Annotated in this window: 7 protein-coding genes and 1 pseudogene; 6 read left to right on the top strand and 2 right to left on the bottom strand. The window is 48.0% G+C overall.

Annotated elements, in window-relative coordinates; all coding sequences use genetic code 11:
* Positions 1 to 44 precede the first annotated feature (44 nt).
* The 4 genes from V5T57_RS00035 (at position 45) to V5T57_RS00025 (ending at position 3,582) form a co-directional block, all read left to right on the top strand.
* Positions 45 to 926, top strand: a complete 882-nt coding sequence (locus tag V5T57_RS00035; RefSeq protein WP_332889096.1) for a substrate-binding periplasmic protein — start codon at positions 45 to 47, stop codon at positions 924 to 926.
* Positions 923 to 1,852: a dicarboxylate/amino acid:cation symporter gene (locus V5T57_RS00030; RefSeq protein WP_332889095.1), complete on the top strand. Its 930-nt coding sequence runs from the start codon at positions 923 to 925 to the stop codon at positions 1,850 to 1,852. Before V5T57_RS00035 ends, V5T57_RS00030 begins: the two co-directional genes overlap by 4 nt.
* A complete protein-coding gene (locus V5T57_RS20810) occupies positions 1,843 to 2,262 on the top strand; it encodes a cation:dicarboxylate symporter family transporter (protein ID WP_442918155.1) in 420 nt (139 codons plus the stop codon). Before V5T57_RS00030 ends, V5T57_RS20810 begins: the two co-directional genes overlap by 10 nt.
* A 165-nt stretch (positions 2,263 to 2,427) precedes the next feature.
* Positions 2,428 to 3,582 carry a ligand-gated ion channel gene (locus V5T57_RS00025; protein WP_332889094.1) on the top strand — a complete coding sequence of 385 codons (1,155 nt, stop codon included), beginning with the start codon at positions 2,428 to 2,430 and terminating at the stop codon, positions 3,580 to 3,582.
* A 573-nt stretch (positions 3,583 to 4,155) separates the two neighbouring features.
* On the opposite strand, the pseudogene V5T57_RS00020 reads toward V5T57_RS00025, so the two are convergent.
* Positions 4,156 to 5,316: pseudogene (locus V5T57_RS00020) on the bottom strand (IS3 family transposase).
* 74 nt (positions 5,317 to 5,390) lie between these two features.
* Complete coding sequence (locus V5T57_RS00015) at positions 5,391 to 10,535, bottom strand: tetratricopeptide repeat protein (RefSeq protein ID WP_332889093.1); 5,145 nt, start codon at positions 10,533 to 10,535, stop codon at positions 5,391 to 5,393.
* 482 nt (positions 10,536 to 11,017) lie between these two features.
* Between V5T57_RS00015 and V5T57_RS00010 the strand changes: the two genes are divergently transcribed.
* Positions 11,018 to 12,313 (top strand): TolC family protein, encoded by a 1,296-nt coding sequence (locus tag V5T57_RS00010; RefSeq protein ID WP_332889092.1) that lies wholly within the window; start codon positions 11,018 to 11,020, stop codon positions 12,311 to 12,313.
* Between the two features lie 71 nt (positions 12,314 to 12,384).
* On the top strand, positions 12,385 to 13,908 hold a 1,524-nt coding region (locus V5T57_RS00005), incomplete at its 3' end, for a Calx-beta domain-containing protein (RefSeq protein ID WP_332889091.1).

The following is a 13,908-nucleotide window of genomic DNA, read 5'->3' as shown; positions in this document are numbered from 1 at the left end:
TATGGAGAGGGGGGCTTCCTGGGAGAGTCGCGCTCATTTCAGCGGTGCTGTGCATTATTATCTCTGGTGATTTATTCGCAGCCCATGCCCAGTTCGATACAACTGAGGGCCCCGAGAAGATACAGACGCAAATCGCTCAAGATGAGGTTACTCAGATTAAGGCGCGTGGCTATCTGCGTGTGGCCATCTACCACAGAGACACGCCCCCTTTTTACTACAAAGATGAACTGGGCGTGCTGCAAGGGTTTGATGTGGATCTCATCAAGGGATTTGCAGCGCTGTTGGGCGTCAAGGTAGTTTTTGTTAGAGAGCCTAGTTCATTTAATGGCTTAGTGGAAAGCGTTGCTCAAGGAAAAGCGGACTTGGCCCTGTCTAAAATTAGTCGAACCTTTAAACGGGCCCTTCGGGTTAACTTTTCAAAACCTTATTTGGTTATGCGGCAAGGCTTGTTGATTAACCGCCAACACCTATCCAGACAACAGGCTCGTAATCAGCCCCTCGGGCAATGGCTGCGGCAGACAAAGGGCCGGTTAGGGGTGATTGGCGGGTCCTCCTATGAACAGTTTGCCAAAACGTACTTTCCTCACATGGAGGTTGTTCCTTTTAAGGCCTGGGATGGGGCGTTGAAGGCAGTTTCTCAAGGACAAATCCTGGCAGCCTATCGGGATGAGTTGGAGATTAAAAAGATCATTTCCGCTCGGCCAAATCTCTCCATTACCTTAAAAACGGTTGTCCTGGAAGACCTGAAAGATGCCATCGTCATTGCGGTGAACCTTAACCACCCCCACCTTTTATCCCTGATTAATCTGTATTTGGAAAATGGTGGCTTCATGAGGTTTAGTCCGGAGGAGATCATCCAGAACCACATGCCCAAAAATGTAAGCCACAATCAACGTACTTTAGAGCTGATAGGGGGGAGGATGTGACTAATTTTCTTACTTCTCCCTGGACCTTGATGATCAGCGTCTTCATTGGGGTCTACATCGGCCTATACGAAAAAGGTGCGATTCCTTACTTGGAGCCAGTTGGGTTGATCTATATCAATCTAGTCACCTTATGTGTCATCCCCATTCTGTTGAGCTCTATTTCCATTAACCTCGGTAAGCTTTTGCACAGTGCCAAAGGCCGGAAAATTCTGAGGCGATTGCTATTTCTCTATCTGGTCCTTTTTGTGTTAGTCGCATTCATAGGGATCTGCGTCGGGGTGTTGGGTAATCCCGGAGGCAATTTAGACCAAAGCCAACGCTCAGCTATCGGTGAGATCATTCAGCAATCACCCTATATGCCAGAAGCTTCCATAAAGCTTCTGGAAGATCAGTCTGTGGAATCCGGTCGCACGTTGGTAGCTGTGCTGATTGATAAAGTTATCCCCCATAACCTATTTGCTGCCATGAGTGGCGACGATGTGCCCAAGGTCTGCTTTTTTTCTGTGCTGCTTGGTCTGGTCTTTGGCGCTATGAGTTCCCATAAGACCGGTCTGTTAACTCAGCTTTTAAGTAATATCAATGAAGCTTTTGTGTACCTAATGCAGTGGTTGATGGTCCCACTTCCTATCGCTCTTATTTGTCTTTTGGCTGGTCAAATTGGTGGTGTGAGCTTTGAAGCGATACAGGTATTGGCAAAGCTGGCCATCAGCGTAGTGGTGGCAGATCTGCTTCTCTTTGCTGTTTTCTTGATTATGCTCTCTGTCCGTAGCAGGCAGTCGGTTTTCGGGGTTCTGTACAACATGCGGGAACCTATACTGATCAGTCTTGCTGCCAGTAACAGCTTTGGCGCCGTACCCTCAGCCATCGAAGGGATGAAGTACTATCTGCGCATGGGGCATCGCAGTATGGGGGGGGAATTCCTTTAGGCATTACGATTTGTCGCAACGCCTACATACTCTATTTTGCCATTGCATCCGTATTTGTCAGTCAACTCTACAATTTAACTCTGGCATGGGAGCCGTGGCTGATTAGTATCATAGGCTCAATCTTAGCTGGTGTTGCTTCTGTCGGCTCCAGCGGCATCACGGCTTTGTGTCAGTTAGGCCTCGTGTTAACGCCGCTTGGCTTGCCTTTAGAGGTGGTATTGACGCTGTTGATTATCATTGATCCTCTATTGGAACCGCTGCGGGCGATGAATAACATGCTCAGCAATTGTGCTGTTGTGAGTTTGATTGCGCCAAGGCATAAAATCGAAGACCAAATCCTATCTGGAGCGGTTGTAGAGCAGGCTAAAGGAAGAGATGATCTTGTGTTGAGAGCCTTGCAGAGTGACTGATTGGAGAACAACAAGATGCCATTAGAGCCATGATCTCATCCACATTCATGTGTTGTCAGATGGCCCAACTCTAACGGTAAATAAACACAATGTCAGCCTGTCGGCGACACGACCAAAGTTGCAATAGTTGTGATATCAAACGTTAAGAATCATCAGGAGTCTAAAATGAAAAATACGCACAAGCGATACTGGGCTTTTTCTTCAACGGCTTCTCTTCTTTTGTCACTATTGTTAATGTATATGTTCTATAGTCTTGATCATCTGCGAGACTTGAAAGTTCTTTCAGGTGACGGAAAAGTCGCGAAAGAGCTTATGAATGAAGCATCCATTCATAAGAGTCTCACCAAGTGGCGCTTGACCAGTGTAAAGAACGATTGGCCGCTTAAAGTGGTGCCAACAGGGCTATTTATTCAATCTGTTCGCTTTGAAAGTGCGTCTGAAGTAAGTCTGACCGGCTATATCTGGCAAACATATACCGACGGCGTGCATGATGGAATTTCAAGAGGCTTTGTCTTGCCGGAATCCATTGATTCTGCTGATACAGCCGTGCAAGAAGAGGTTTATAGAAAACGGGTAGGTTCCTCAGAAACTATAGGCTGGTACTTTGAAAGAAATATCCGACAGTCCTATAGCTATAAGGATTTTCCTTTTGATTACAAAACCGTTCATCTGCGTATGTGGCATAACGATTTTGCAGATAACGTGGTGTTGACACCAGCTCTTGATAGCTACAAGTCAACTGACGTCATGGATATCTTTGGGATTGACGATAGTATTGCCCTGGCTGGTTGGAATATATTGAATACTTACTATTCCTATGATTTTCATGATTACGATACCAATTTTGGCTTGAGTGAGTATGCGGGGCAAGAGGCTTTTCCTGAGTTGAACTTCAATATCCTTGTTAAAAGGGAGATTTTAAACCCACTTATTATCTTTCTCGTGCCGATGTTAGTGGTTATGGCTCTTTTGTTTGCCATTCTAATGGCGACGACCTTGAGTAGTGAGACACAGGATGTTTCTGGCTTTAATGTGTTGAGTGTCTATGGGGCGTATTCAGCGCTTCTGTTTACAGTTATCATTGCCCACAGTTCTTTAAGGGAAAACTATCCTGTTAGCGAGTTTTTCTACATAGAGTATTTCTATGTTCTGATTTACTCTATAATAGTATTCTTGACCCTGAATACACACTATTGCCTGTCAGAAGGAAATAGAATAACACGCTGGTTACATCAAGATGATCACCTGATGGTTAAAATTCTGTTCTGGCCAGTTTCCCTATTCTCTTTGGATCTAATCACGTTTATAACCCTGTTCTAACATAAACAGATGGGCAGTGGCGCCAGCGGGAAGGCAACGTTTTTGTTTTTGTAAGAATTGGGCGGGCCAAATATAGGCGACCACGCCCCACCATACTGTAAAAGCGGAGGTTGCACTTTTAAATGAGTGGTGAAAATAGAAATCACGCTGTTTCACGCTAATAGGACTTGATGAGTCCGTCCTGGGGTTCGTGACATTGGATTAGCTGATCTTAAGAAGATTGAAAACCGACCGGGTGAACATCATCTCTTATTTTGCTGATCAATAGGGGATCAAACTTTCTGCCCAAAATGCTCAGAATTTCTGATTCCAGTAGCTTTTGCTCCACCAAGATACCTGCGGAGAGGATACTCCGACGAAAAGCCACCCTCTCGGGTGGCTTTTTCGTTTCTACATTTCACCAATGGTTACAGTGATACCGTGGAAACCTTTCTGCCCCTGCAACAAGACCAGCATGCACCTTCCACGGTCCATATCCGGCCCTTTTTTCTCTCTTTCTCTTCCATAAACGGTCGAGGTCCGTTTTGTGGCTAAATAACAGACTGATGGGGCAACACTTTTCTGGACGGTTTTTTACGCAGAAACTGAGAATGCCAGACCACACTGTTCAGGGGTCATATAGCCGATGGTTGAATGCTTCCTCTGGCGATTGTAGAACACCTCAATGTATTCAAAGATGCTCTGTTTAGCTTGCTTATGAGAACTGAAAACCAGGTCTCCGATCAACTCTGTCTTCTAATGTGCCGAAAAAGCTCTCAGCTGGTGCGTTATCCCAGCACTCTCCAAGACGGCTCATGCTTTGGAGGTATCCCTTCTCCTTGAGCAAACCGGTGAAGAGGTTGGATGCGTACTGGCTTCCTCTATCGCTATGGACCCATCAAGCAACGGGTGGCCTGTGCTTGAAATAGGCCATTCTTAAGGCGTCCGTTACCAGTGATGCTTTTATATGGTCAGCCATAGACCATCCAACAACACTACGCGAATAAAGGTCTATCCAAACAGCCAGATAGAGCCAGCCCTCCTTGGTCGCAGTGTAGGTGATATCGCCCACATAGGCCTGATCTGGTCGCTCAGCGGTAAATTCACGGTTCAAGTGGTTCGGAGCCACGGGTAAAGAGTGACTGGAATCTGTCGTGATAACCTTGAAGCATCGTTGGGCTTTGCATTCCAGATCTTGCTTACGTTTGATCTTGGCAACTCGCCTCCTACTGATGCGAACACCTTGCTCAATCAAACAGCGCTGTAGACGCTTGGAACCATAGGCTGCTCGGCTTCCATGGAAGATATTAACTATCCACTCTCCTAAAAGCCTGTTTTCCTCTGCACTGGCTGATTCTCGCCGGTTGAGCCAGCCGTAATAGCCACTCTTAGAGACACCCAGCACGCAGCAAAAGTGTTCTATTGAATAGTAACGCCTTTGCTGCTGGATAAAAGCGTACTTTACTGGATGTCCTTGGCAAAGTACGCGGCGGCTTTTTTTAAGATGATTTGCTCTTCTTGTAACCGGGCTAACTCTTTACGCAGTTGCTTGTTCTCATTCTGGAGCGAAACCATCTCAGGCGATTTACCACCTACTTTCTTGGCCTGCGCTTGTGCTCGCCAGTTGTAAAGGTTCTTTGGATTGACATCCAACTGCTCAGCAATCTCAGGCACGGATTGATCCGTGCTGCTCATCAGCTCAACGGCTCGATCCTTGAATTCTTGGGTATACCGTTGCAATTGTCGTTTGCTCATCAAGATGCCTCCTCTATGCGGGCGTCCTATTCTCCCTCAGAATGGGTGTCCAAAAAAGTGTACCCACCTCAGTTTCAAAGGGTGTCAGATCCAAGGGTTGTGAGAGTGTCTGTAATTGCCTCTATAACGCTATCCCACGCACCGGGCTGAGGTTGACGGAATAGACGCATCGTAGGATACCAATGTGTGGTTTTGTGATCCAACGCCCAGCGCCAATCTGGATGATGGGCAAGCAACAACCATACGGGCTTACCCATGGCAGCAGCCAGATGGGCGGTTGCCGTGTCTACGCTGATGACAAGATCAAGTGAGTCGATAGCTTGCGCCAGTTGCAAAAAGTCTGTCCAGGGTAAATGGCCTATTAGTCGGTCATGTCGACCCGGTTCGTCAGGTTTGGCGAGATTCGGGGCATCCCATTGCAGGTCATGGAATTGCCACCCTGCTTGATCGAATAGCGGCTCCAGTTTGTCCCATGGCATGGACCGTTTCTCATCATTACTGTGCGTGGACTTCCCTCGCCAGCACAGGCCAACTTTTTTTAGGCTCTGTTCACCCTGTAAATCCTTATTTTCTGAATAAGAAAGTGGAGGAGATAGATAGGGTCCCTGCCAGGAAGCTTCAACTTGGGCATCACTTAATCCCAGCACGAAAGGCAAGCTCAAAAGAGAGCAAAAACAGGTGGCCTGCTCTGGTGTATGGTCCTTCTCCAGCCAATTGATCTGTAGTGGAAGCGTGGCAAACAACGGTAGAATTTCTACTGGCACTGAAATGCTTACCAGTCTGAAGTAACGGGTGACCAAAGGTAGAAAGCGGATAAAGTGAATTAGGTCACCAAACCCCTGTTCACTGTGTAGATACAAATGACCGTCTGGGTCTGGGGTGCCATCCCAATGAGGCCAGGGTAACTGGCGTACCCCAATATTAGGCATGCGCCAACGCCATTCATAGGCGGCAAAACCTTTCTGCCAGTGTCCTTGAATGAGTTGGGCCCGTGACAGATTGAAATGCGCGGATGGGGTGTCTGGCTGCAGGGATATGGCCTTGGAGTAGTGCGCAACGGCTTCTTGGGCAAGGTTTTGCTGCAATAAGATATTTCCTAGATTGACGATGCTTTTGTAATGAGTGGGCTGTTTTTTAAGTGCTCTGTTCAGTGCCTGTTGTGCGTGATCCAGTTGGTTGTTTTGTTTGTAGAAATTTCCTAAGTTAAAATGATGTTCTGCTTCTTCAGGTTCCAGTTTAATGGCCTGTTTGAGATCTGCTTCAGCCTGAGCCGCACGTGCCAGTTCATGGGCAAGAAGACCTCGGTGGGAAACGTAGGTGGCACACCAGGGCGCTAAAGTTACTGCAAGACTGAGTTTTTCAAAGGCTAAGTCGTGTACCCCTTGGCGCCAAGCTGAAAAACCTTCGAGATGGAGTAGTGGTGGATAGTGCGGTGCATAGGTACACAGTTCCGTAAACATTGGCTCGATCTCGGCATCGGGGAAGCGCTCTAGCTGTTGGATGGCCTCCAAAAATCGTGGTATGAAATCTTCCATTGAATCCAGTGCAGTTGGATTTGATTCCAGTTCCAGGGGTTTTGATGACAAGAGCGGCGCAGCATGTTTTAAATGGGCCAGCAGTGCGCGTCGGATCTCCAGGAATACGGTCTGCCATACTTTGGGCTTGGACTGTTTGAAGATGCGAAGAGTAGGGTACCAGGGATTATCTTCGGCACCATCGACCCAGCGCCAGTCCGCAGTATCATGCACCGCCAGCCATAAAGGACGACCCAAAGCACCAGCCAGATGGGCCAAGGCGGTATCTACGGTAATAATCAGATCCACATTCATCATCACTGCAGCAGTATCCGCAAAATCCTGTAGGCCTGGTTCTAGACCAATAATTGGTACATTGGGCGGCAGATGTTCAAGCTGAGCCAATGCCTCATCCCCCACCTGTATGGCAATAAGGTGGACATTGGGAAGGTTGGCTACGGGAAGGAGTTGTGCCGCAGGGAAAGAGCGATTTTCATTATTGGGAAAGGCAGGGTTTCCTTGCCAAGCGACAGCAATTCGAAAGCCATCTATAGCAGCCAGTCGCTGTGCCCAATAACGCACCCGTTCTGTAGAAGGGGCCAAATAGGGAATGGTGGTTGGTGGGGTATCTACCAGTCCCAATAGCCGTGATGGCACACTCAATAATGAAATGTGTTGATCAAAGGCTGGAGGCTTTTCATCAATGGCAATAACGGTGTCCAGTGCCTTCATCTGCCGTAGCAGGCCAACCATTGGTTTTTGGCAGCTTAAGATAATGCGCCCCACCATGGTACGAATCAGGGGCAGATAACGCAGGAATTGGAAGGTATCTCCCATGCCCTGTTCTACCCAGACATAAAGGGTTTGATTGGGAGCGGCGCGGCCATCCCACACCGGTTTGCCCAGGCGGCGTTGACTCAGTCGGTTGGTCTGCCAACGCCACTCATAGTCTAGAAAGGCATTCCGCCAGCGACGTGTTCGAAAGTGCTCAAAAGATCGATGCAGATAAGCTTCGGCATAATTAGGATCCAGTGCCGTGGCGCGTTCTAGCAACTGCATGGCTTTTTGGTTGTTCCCTTGATCCAAATAAGTTGAGGCTAAATTCACATGAGCCATGGCGCTTCCGCCATCGGTGTACAGCGCCTTCTGATAGATCTGAATAGCGTCTTCGGTGCGTCCTTGTGCATTGTAAATGGCCCCTAAATTAATATAGGGGCTGGCTTGGTCCGGGCGTAGGCGGCAGGAAGTTTTAGCGTGGTGTATGGCCAGCTCATAGCGTTTGCAGGCTTTCAGCGCCAATGCTAGGTTTAGGTGCGCAGTGTAATGATCCGGCACAAAGGCTAAAACCCCCTGGTAAGCAGCAATGGCTTTTTCATGTTGTTTGCGCTGCATCTGTAGATGTCCAATATGCAGCAGGCAGGTGTAGGATTCCGGGTCTAATGTGGCGGCTGAATGGTACGCTTGCAGTGCGGCATCTGTGTGTTTGAGCCTGCGTAGAGCGTGGCCTCGATTGTGGTGTACTTCGGCGAAGTGAGGGGCAATATCCAAAGCACGTTCAAAGCTGGCCAAAGCCTGCCGAAGATTGCCTTGTTCGGCCAGTATGATGCCTTGGATGTGATGGAGCTGTTCCTGTGTTTGATCTCTGGACAGGCCATGTTGAATATATTGAAGTCCTTGCGAAAATTGCTTGAGTTTTAAGCAGAGTGTCGCAAGCATTTCGATATGCTGCGTATGATCTGGTTGATACTGGTGTATCTGTTGATAATAATTTAATGCCTCATGCCATTGTTTGTGTGCAAAGGCTTGCTCTCCTTTACGTTGCAAAACACGCACGGGATCAGATGGCGTTGTGTCCACATAAGTCGTGTGTTGGGCGCTAAAATCATTAAGAGATATTTGGTTATGTCTCAAGGCTGTAAGAGTGGTTGAAACCTCTTCAATGACCTCAGACCAGCTTCCCTCTTGCTGTTGTCGGAAAAGTCGCGCACTTGGGTACCATGGTGAGTTTTCTAGTTGCTGTTGCCAGCGCCACTCTGGTGGGGTGTGCAATAGAATCCAAACTGGCTTGCCTAAAGCACCAGCCAAATGGGCTATGGCTGTATCTACTGTGATCACTAGATCCATCTGCATCACACCGGCAGCCATCCGCGCCATGTCGGTGTCGTCCAAGGGCATAGGCTTAATGCGCCAGCCCGATTTTATGCTGTTCCATTCCCATGCCTGTGCATCCATCTGGAAACTGAAGAAATCCAAAGTGGTGATTTCAAATAACGGAGACAAATCTTGTAGCTTAAGTGAGCGTTTTTTATCATGTTCATGATGACGGCTGCCGCGCCAAACCAGACCGATTTTCCAACCCTTGCTATCTTGTACCGACTTGATTGCAGACGAAACATATTGCTGTGGAATGCTCAGGTAGGGGGGAGGATTGCCAAAATCTTCCAGCAAGGTAGGTATGCGGCTGGGCAGGCTCATGAGTGATGTATGAACATCACAAGGGTATTGGGCGCAGTGATCCTGTGGGATGAGTTCAATCCCTTGCATCCTCTGGAACAGGGGAAAAAGGCATTCAGGGGCAACCAGTGCCACCTGCTTAAACAGAGGTTGAAGTTCGGGTAAAAAACGAACAAATTGAAGTGTATCCCCTAAGCCCTGCTCTGCATAAACAAGTAATACCTTCTGCGTATCTGGCTTTCCACTCCACAGTTCTCCCTGCAATTTTGGTGGGGTGACTTTGCCTGCCTGAAAACGCCACTCGTAACCTTGAAATCCTTCTTTCAAACGTCCCAATGTCAGTTGGCAGAGTCCACGGTTGTAGTGGGCAAGAGCATGATCTGGGTATAAGCGTATGCAATGTTCATAATGGGTTATGGCATCTGTCATGTTGCCTTGACGATGGAGGCTTAGGCCCAGGGTGAAATGCCACTCAACCCTATTAGGGTTCTGCAAAAGTGCTTGTAGAAGCAGTGCCGCAGCCTCTGCAAAGCGTTCTTGAAGGAGCAATAATACGCTTAGGTTAGAGATAATCGTTTGGTGATTGGGATGGTGCTGATTGGCTTGTTCCAGCAAAGCGCAAGCTTGGGAAGGTTGCCCTTTTTTTTGCCACGCCACAGCCAGATTAATCTGTGCGCTCAGATGATCAGGCTGCTGGGTAAGGACCTGTTGAAGAAAAAAAATGGCCTCCTCTAGTTGGTTAGATTCCATCAAATCAGCAGCCAGGTCTGCCAAGGATGATGGGCGGGCTGGTTTACGTAATAAACCCTGACGATAGCTGGCAGCCGCTGCTGTCAACTGACCTTGGCGATGCAGCGCTAAACCCATTGCATAGTGGGCATCGGCATGGTGGCTATCTAAATCCAAAGCTTTTTGGGCGGCTGCTATAGCTTTGGGCCAGTTTTGGATCTGGTTGTTTGCTGCGGCAAGATTACTATGAAACAGCACTTCATCTGGAGAGTGTTTAAGCGCTTTTTCTATCCACGTTACTGCTTTGCCCGGTTGTTGGCTTTTTAATGCAAGCATGCCATTTAAGTGGAGCACGTCGGGGTGCTCAATATGATCCGCCGTAACTGAATTTAAAACGTGCTCTGCTTCACTCAAGGCATCTTGGGTAAGGTATTCCACAATCTTCTGCAGTGTGCTGTGTAGTTTACTTTCTGCGGACTTTTTGGTGAGGGGAACAGTGGATCCGGCATGCTTGTTGTCCATGGGTTTTGAATACTCGTTTCAGGATCAAAGTTCAATACGAAGGATGTTCTCCTTCTCAGTCATTATATTTTACGTTTTAATTTTCAGTGTTTGCATAGATAAGCGTGATTTGAGACATGCGAGTAACGCTTTGAGATGGGGGGGTAAGTTGGGTTCTCTTTTTTTTTGTATAGTAGGACGCTGCTAGTTGAACGACACCGCCTTCTCCACAGTTGGTGTCGTTCAATACTACTTTATCAGTGGGTAGGCGTAAGTTTTTTAGACGCCGAACTGTCAGGTGTGCTCTGCATTGTGCCTGATTAAAGCCATTCATGATCTGCCGTATCTCCACTACACAAGAAAATAGGCAGAATGCTAAAAAATCCGTCACCAATGCACACCAAGAAACAAAGTTCTTAGATATTTGAGAACCTTGAGTTTTTAAGAAAATGTGGTCATCCAGTTTTAGACGTTACCACACTCAGCTATGGATGTTTTTCGATATGAATCGTTTGATTGTTTTGCTGCTTTTTTTTGGAGTGTTTTTAGTTACTCCAAAACAGGGTTTTACACAGAGCTTGCCAAGTGCTCTTAATCAACTACTGGCGAGCCACCCGTTGATTGAAGCGGCACAGGCCGATGTGATGGCAGCCGATTATGGGATCGACAGTGCCAAAGCAGCTTGGACGCCCCAAGTTGATCTTACCGCTTATACAGGGAGAGAGCGGCATGATCGTGCTTACTCGACAGATTTTGAAGACACGACCAATAAGCTTTCGGTCTCAGTGACCCAACTGGTGTGGGATTTTGGTGCGACCAATGCTCAAATTGCAGTGAAATCCATTGATCATCAGAGTTCGTTGGCTGCTCTTGAGATCACCCGCCAGGACCTGATTTTGGAGGGGGCGCGCAGCTATCTGGGGTTGTTGCGGGCTAAGAATCTGCTGCTCTATGCCCATCGTTCTACGCTTAATGTCAAGGAGCAGGTAGAGCTTGAGCGCAAGCGGATGAAATCTGGTCGTGGTTCTGGGGCTGATTTGTTACAAGCTCAAGCGCAGTTGGCAGGCACTCTTGCTCGAGAAGTACGCCAACAAGGTGAGTTAGAACAGGCTAACAATAGCTATTTTGAACTATTTTCAGAACCTGTAGATGAGTTGAAAATGCTGGCAGAGGAGCGTTTTCCTGAATTGCCTGAAAATCTGGATGCTGCATTGCAGTTAGCTGCAGATAATAGTTTGCAGCTGAAATTTTCCCGCCATGCCTTAAATCAACGGGACAAGCAGGTGGTCGAGGCTAGGGCAAGTGGTTTTTTCCCCTCTTTTAAATTGGTAACAGGCTACAGCGCTTCAGAAAATCCATCAGGTACTGTGGGAAGTCGAGAGGAGTATTTAGGAACTTTGGAAGCAAGTTACTCTTTTGATCTTGGCTTAAGTGCCAAATCAGATTTGTGGAAGGCCCGCTCCAACCGCATGGCTCAAGAGAAACGATTAGATAATGTACTAAAACGGGTTTCTAGGGAGGTTAAGGATGCCTGGTCAAAATATCACACCAGCTCCCAAAATCTTGTCTATTTGACCGAGCAGCTAAACCGAAATGTGGCATTTTTGGAGCTGGCCCGCAAGGAGCGTGAGTTGGGAACCCGCTCCTTACTGGATCTTCTCAGTGGAGAGACCAATTTGCTTAATGCAGAAAGTGAACTCTATTCTGCCCGTGTTGAGCAGCAGGTGGCTATCTTTGAACTGTTGCACGCGGTGGGTAGGCTTAACCTCAGCGCAGTGATGGAAGCCAAGTCCAATTAAACAGGCTTCATCCAGTGCAACATATATAATCAATGAAATAGGGATGTTTTTGGGGAAGTGGATAGATCATCATGGCTGAAGAGAGTGTACAGACAGAAGCTGCTCAGGATGATGCAGCTGTCCAGGATTTAGCAGCCTATCTCGCTATTTTGCTGGATCCTGCATCGGAGAATAATACCGGTCAAGCGGATATTACCCAGGTGTTGGTCGATCTCGGTGTGCCTCAGGCTCAAAGCCAGAATTTAGCCACACAGGTGCTGACAGCGGCGGAAGGGGTGGGGGATAATCAGGATTCCCAAGCACTGCAGAGCACAATGATCGATGTGTTGAGCAACTTTACCAATGCTCAGACCTTAGATCTTCCCGCAAATCCGCTGGAAATACTACCGCCACTGACAAATTTTAATGAGAATAATCAAGATGATGATCAGGGCGAAGAGGAACCTCAGGGAGATGATCAGAATCAACGCACTTCGCGAAGCGTAGATGGTACAGAGGGTGAAGATGTTCAGGGTGAGGACAATTCACTGATCGGCGCAGAGGGTACCCGATCTGGAGATGCGGCCAAAATGGGTGCGTTGTCGGCATCTGATCAACAGATGGCGGATCTCTTTGGTGATACGGCTCTCAATGCTGATGAAGATCAAGACGGTGGTGAGGTGATTGATGGTCTCAATTTGGATTTTGGGGAAGAGCTAGGTATTCCCACCTTTGGAGTAGAAGCCGGAACCATTGCCGAGGGGGGGGATCTGGTTTTTACAATCTATCGTGAAGGAGAGACGCAGGTTGGTGCGGTTGTCGAGTACGAGTTAGTGGATGACAGTGCCGATAACGGGTCGGATTATGATGCGCTCAACGGGGATGTTTTTTTCGCCCCTGGTGTGCTCTCTCAAGAGGTCATCATCAGCACCCTTGACGACACCCTTTATGAGGGTGATGAAAGATTCTCCATCTCTTTGGTGGGAACCAGTGAAGGGAAGATTAATATTGAAACCGAGGAGGGATTGATCCTTGATGATGTTAAGGACGAAACCACCTTCTCTGTGGCGGATGCTTCAGTAGCTGAAGGTAGTAATCTGGTCTTTACCATCACCCGCGATGGTGATGCACAGGCGGATCAAACGGTATCCTATGGATTTATCGATGATAGTGCAGATGGTTCCGCTGTGGATCATTCAGCTGCCAGTGGTACCGTAACCTTTGCCACAGGTGAGGCTTCACAACTGGTGACCGTTGCAACCTCCAGTGACACTCTTTACGAAGGGGATGAGCAGTTTTCCATCAGCTTGAGCAATGGTTCTACCGGTTCACACATCTCTGTGGCGACGGCAACCGGTGTGATCACCGATGACAGCAACGATGAAACCACCTTCTCCGTGACCGATGCGTCGGTGGCGGAGGGGAGTGATCTGGTCTTTACCATCACCCGTGATGGAGATGCTCAAGCCGATCAGACGGTGGCCTACAGCTTTACCGATGGCACGGCGGCAGGGTCTGCTGTAGACCATAGTGCCGTAGCGGGCACGGTTACCTTTGCCACCGGCGAAGCGTCACAACTGGTCACAGTGGCCACCTCCAGCGATACGTTGTATGAG

The sequence above is a fragment of the Magnetococcus sp. PR-3 genome (assembly GCF_036689865.1).
GTDB lineage: Bacteria > Pseudomonadota > Magnetococcia > Magnetococcales > Magnetococcaceae > Magnetococcus.
This window is presented reverse-complemented; position numbering and strand designations above follow the sequence as displayed.

Bases quoted from the DNA above. Each gene is read 5' to 3' on its own strand.
- V5T57_RS00025 (WP_332889094.1), top strand. From the start codon at position 2,428: ATGAAAAATACGCACAAGCGATACTGGGCTTTTTCTTCAACGGCTTCT.
- V5T57_RS00015 (WP_332889093.1), bottom strand. From the start codon at position 10,535: ATGGACAACAAGCATGCCGGATCCACTGTTCCCCTCACCAAAAAGTCC.
- V5T57_RS00010 (WP_332889092.1), top strand. From the start codon at position 11,018: ATGAATCGTTTGATTGTTTTGCTGCTTTTTTTTGGAGTGTTTTTAGTT.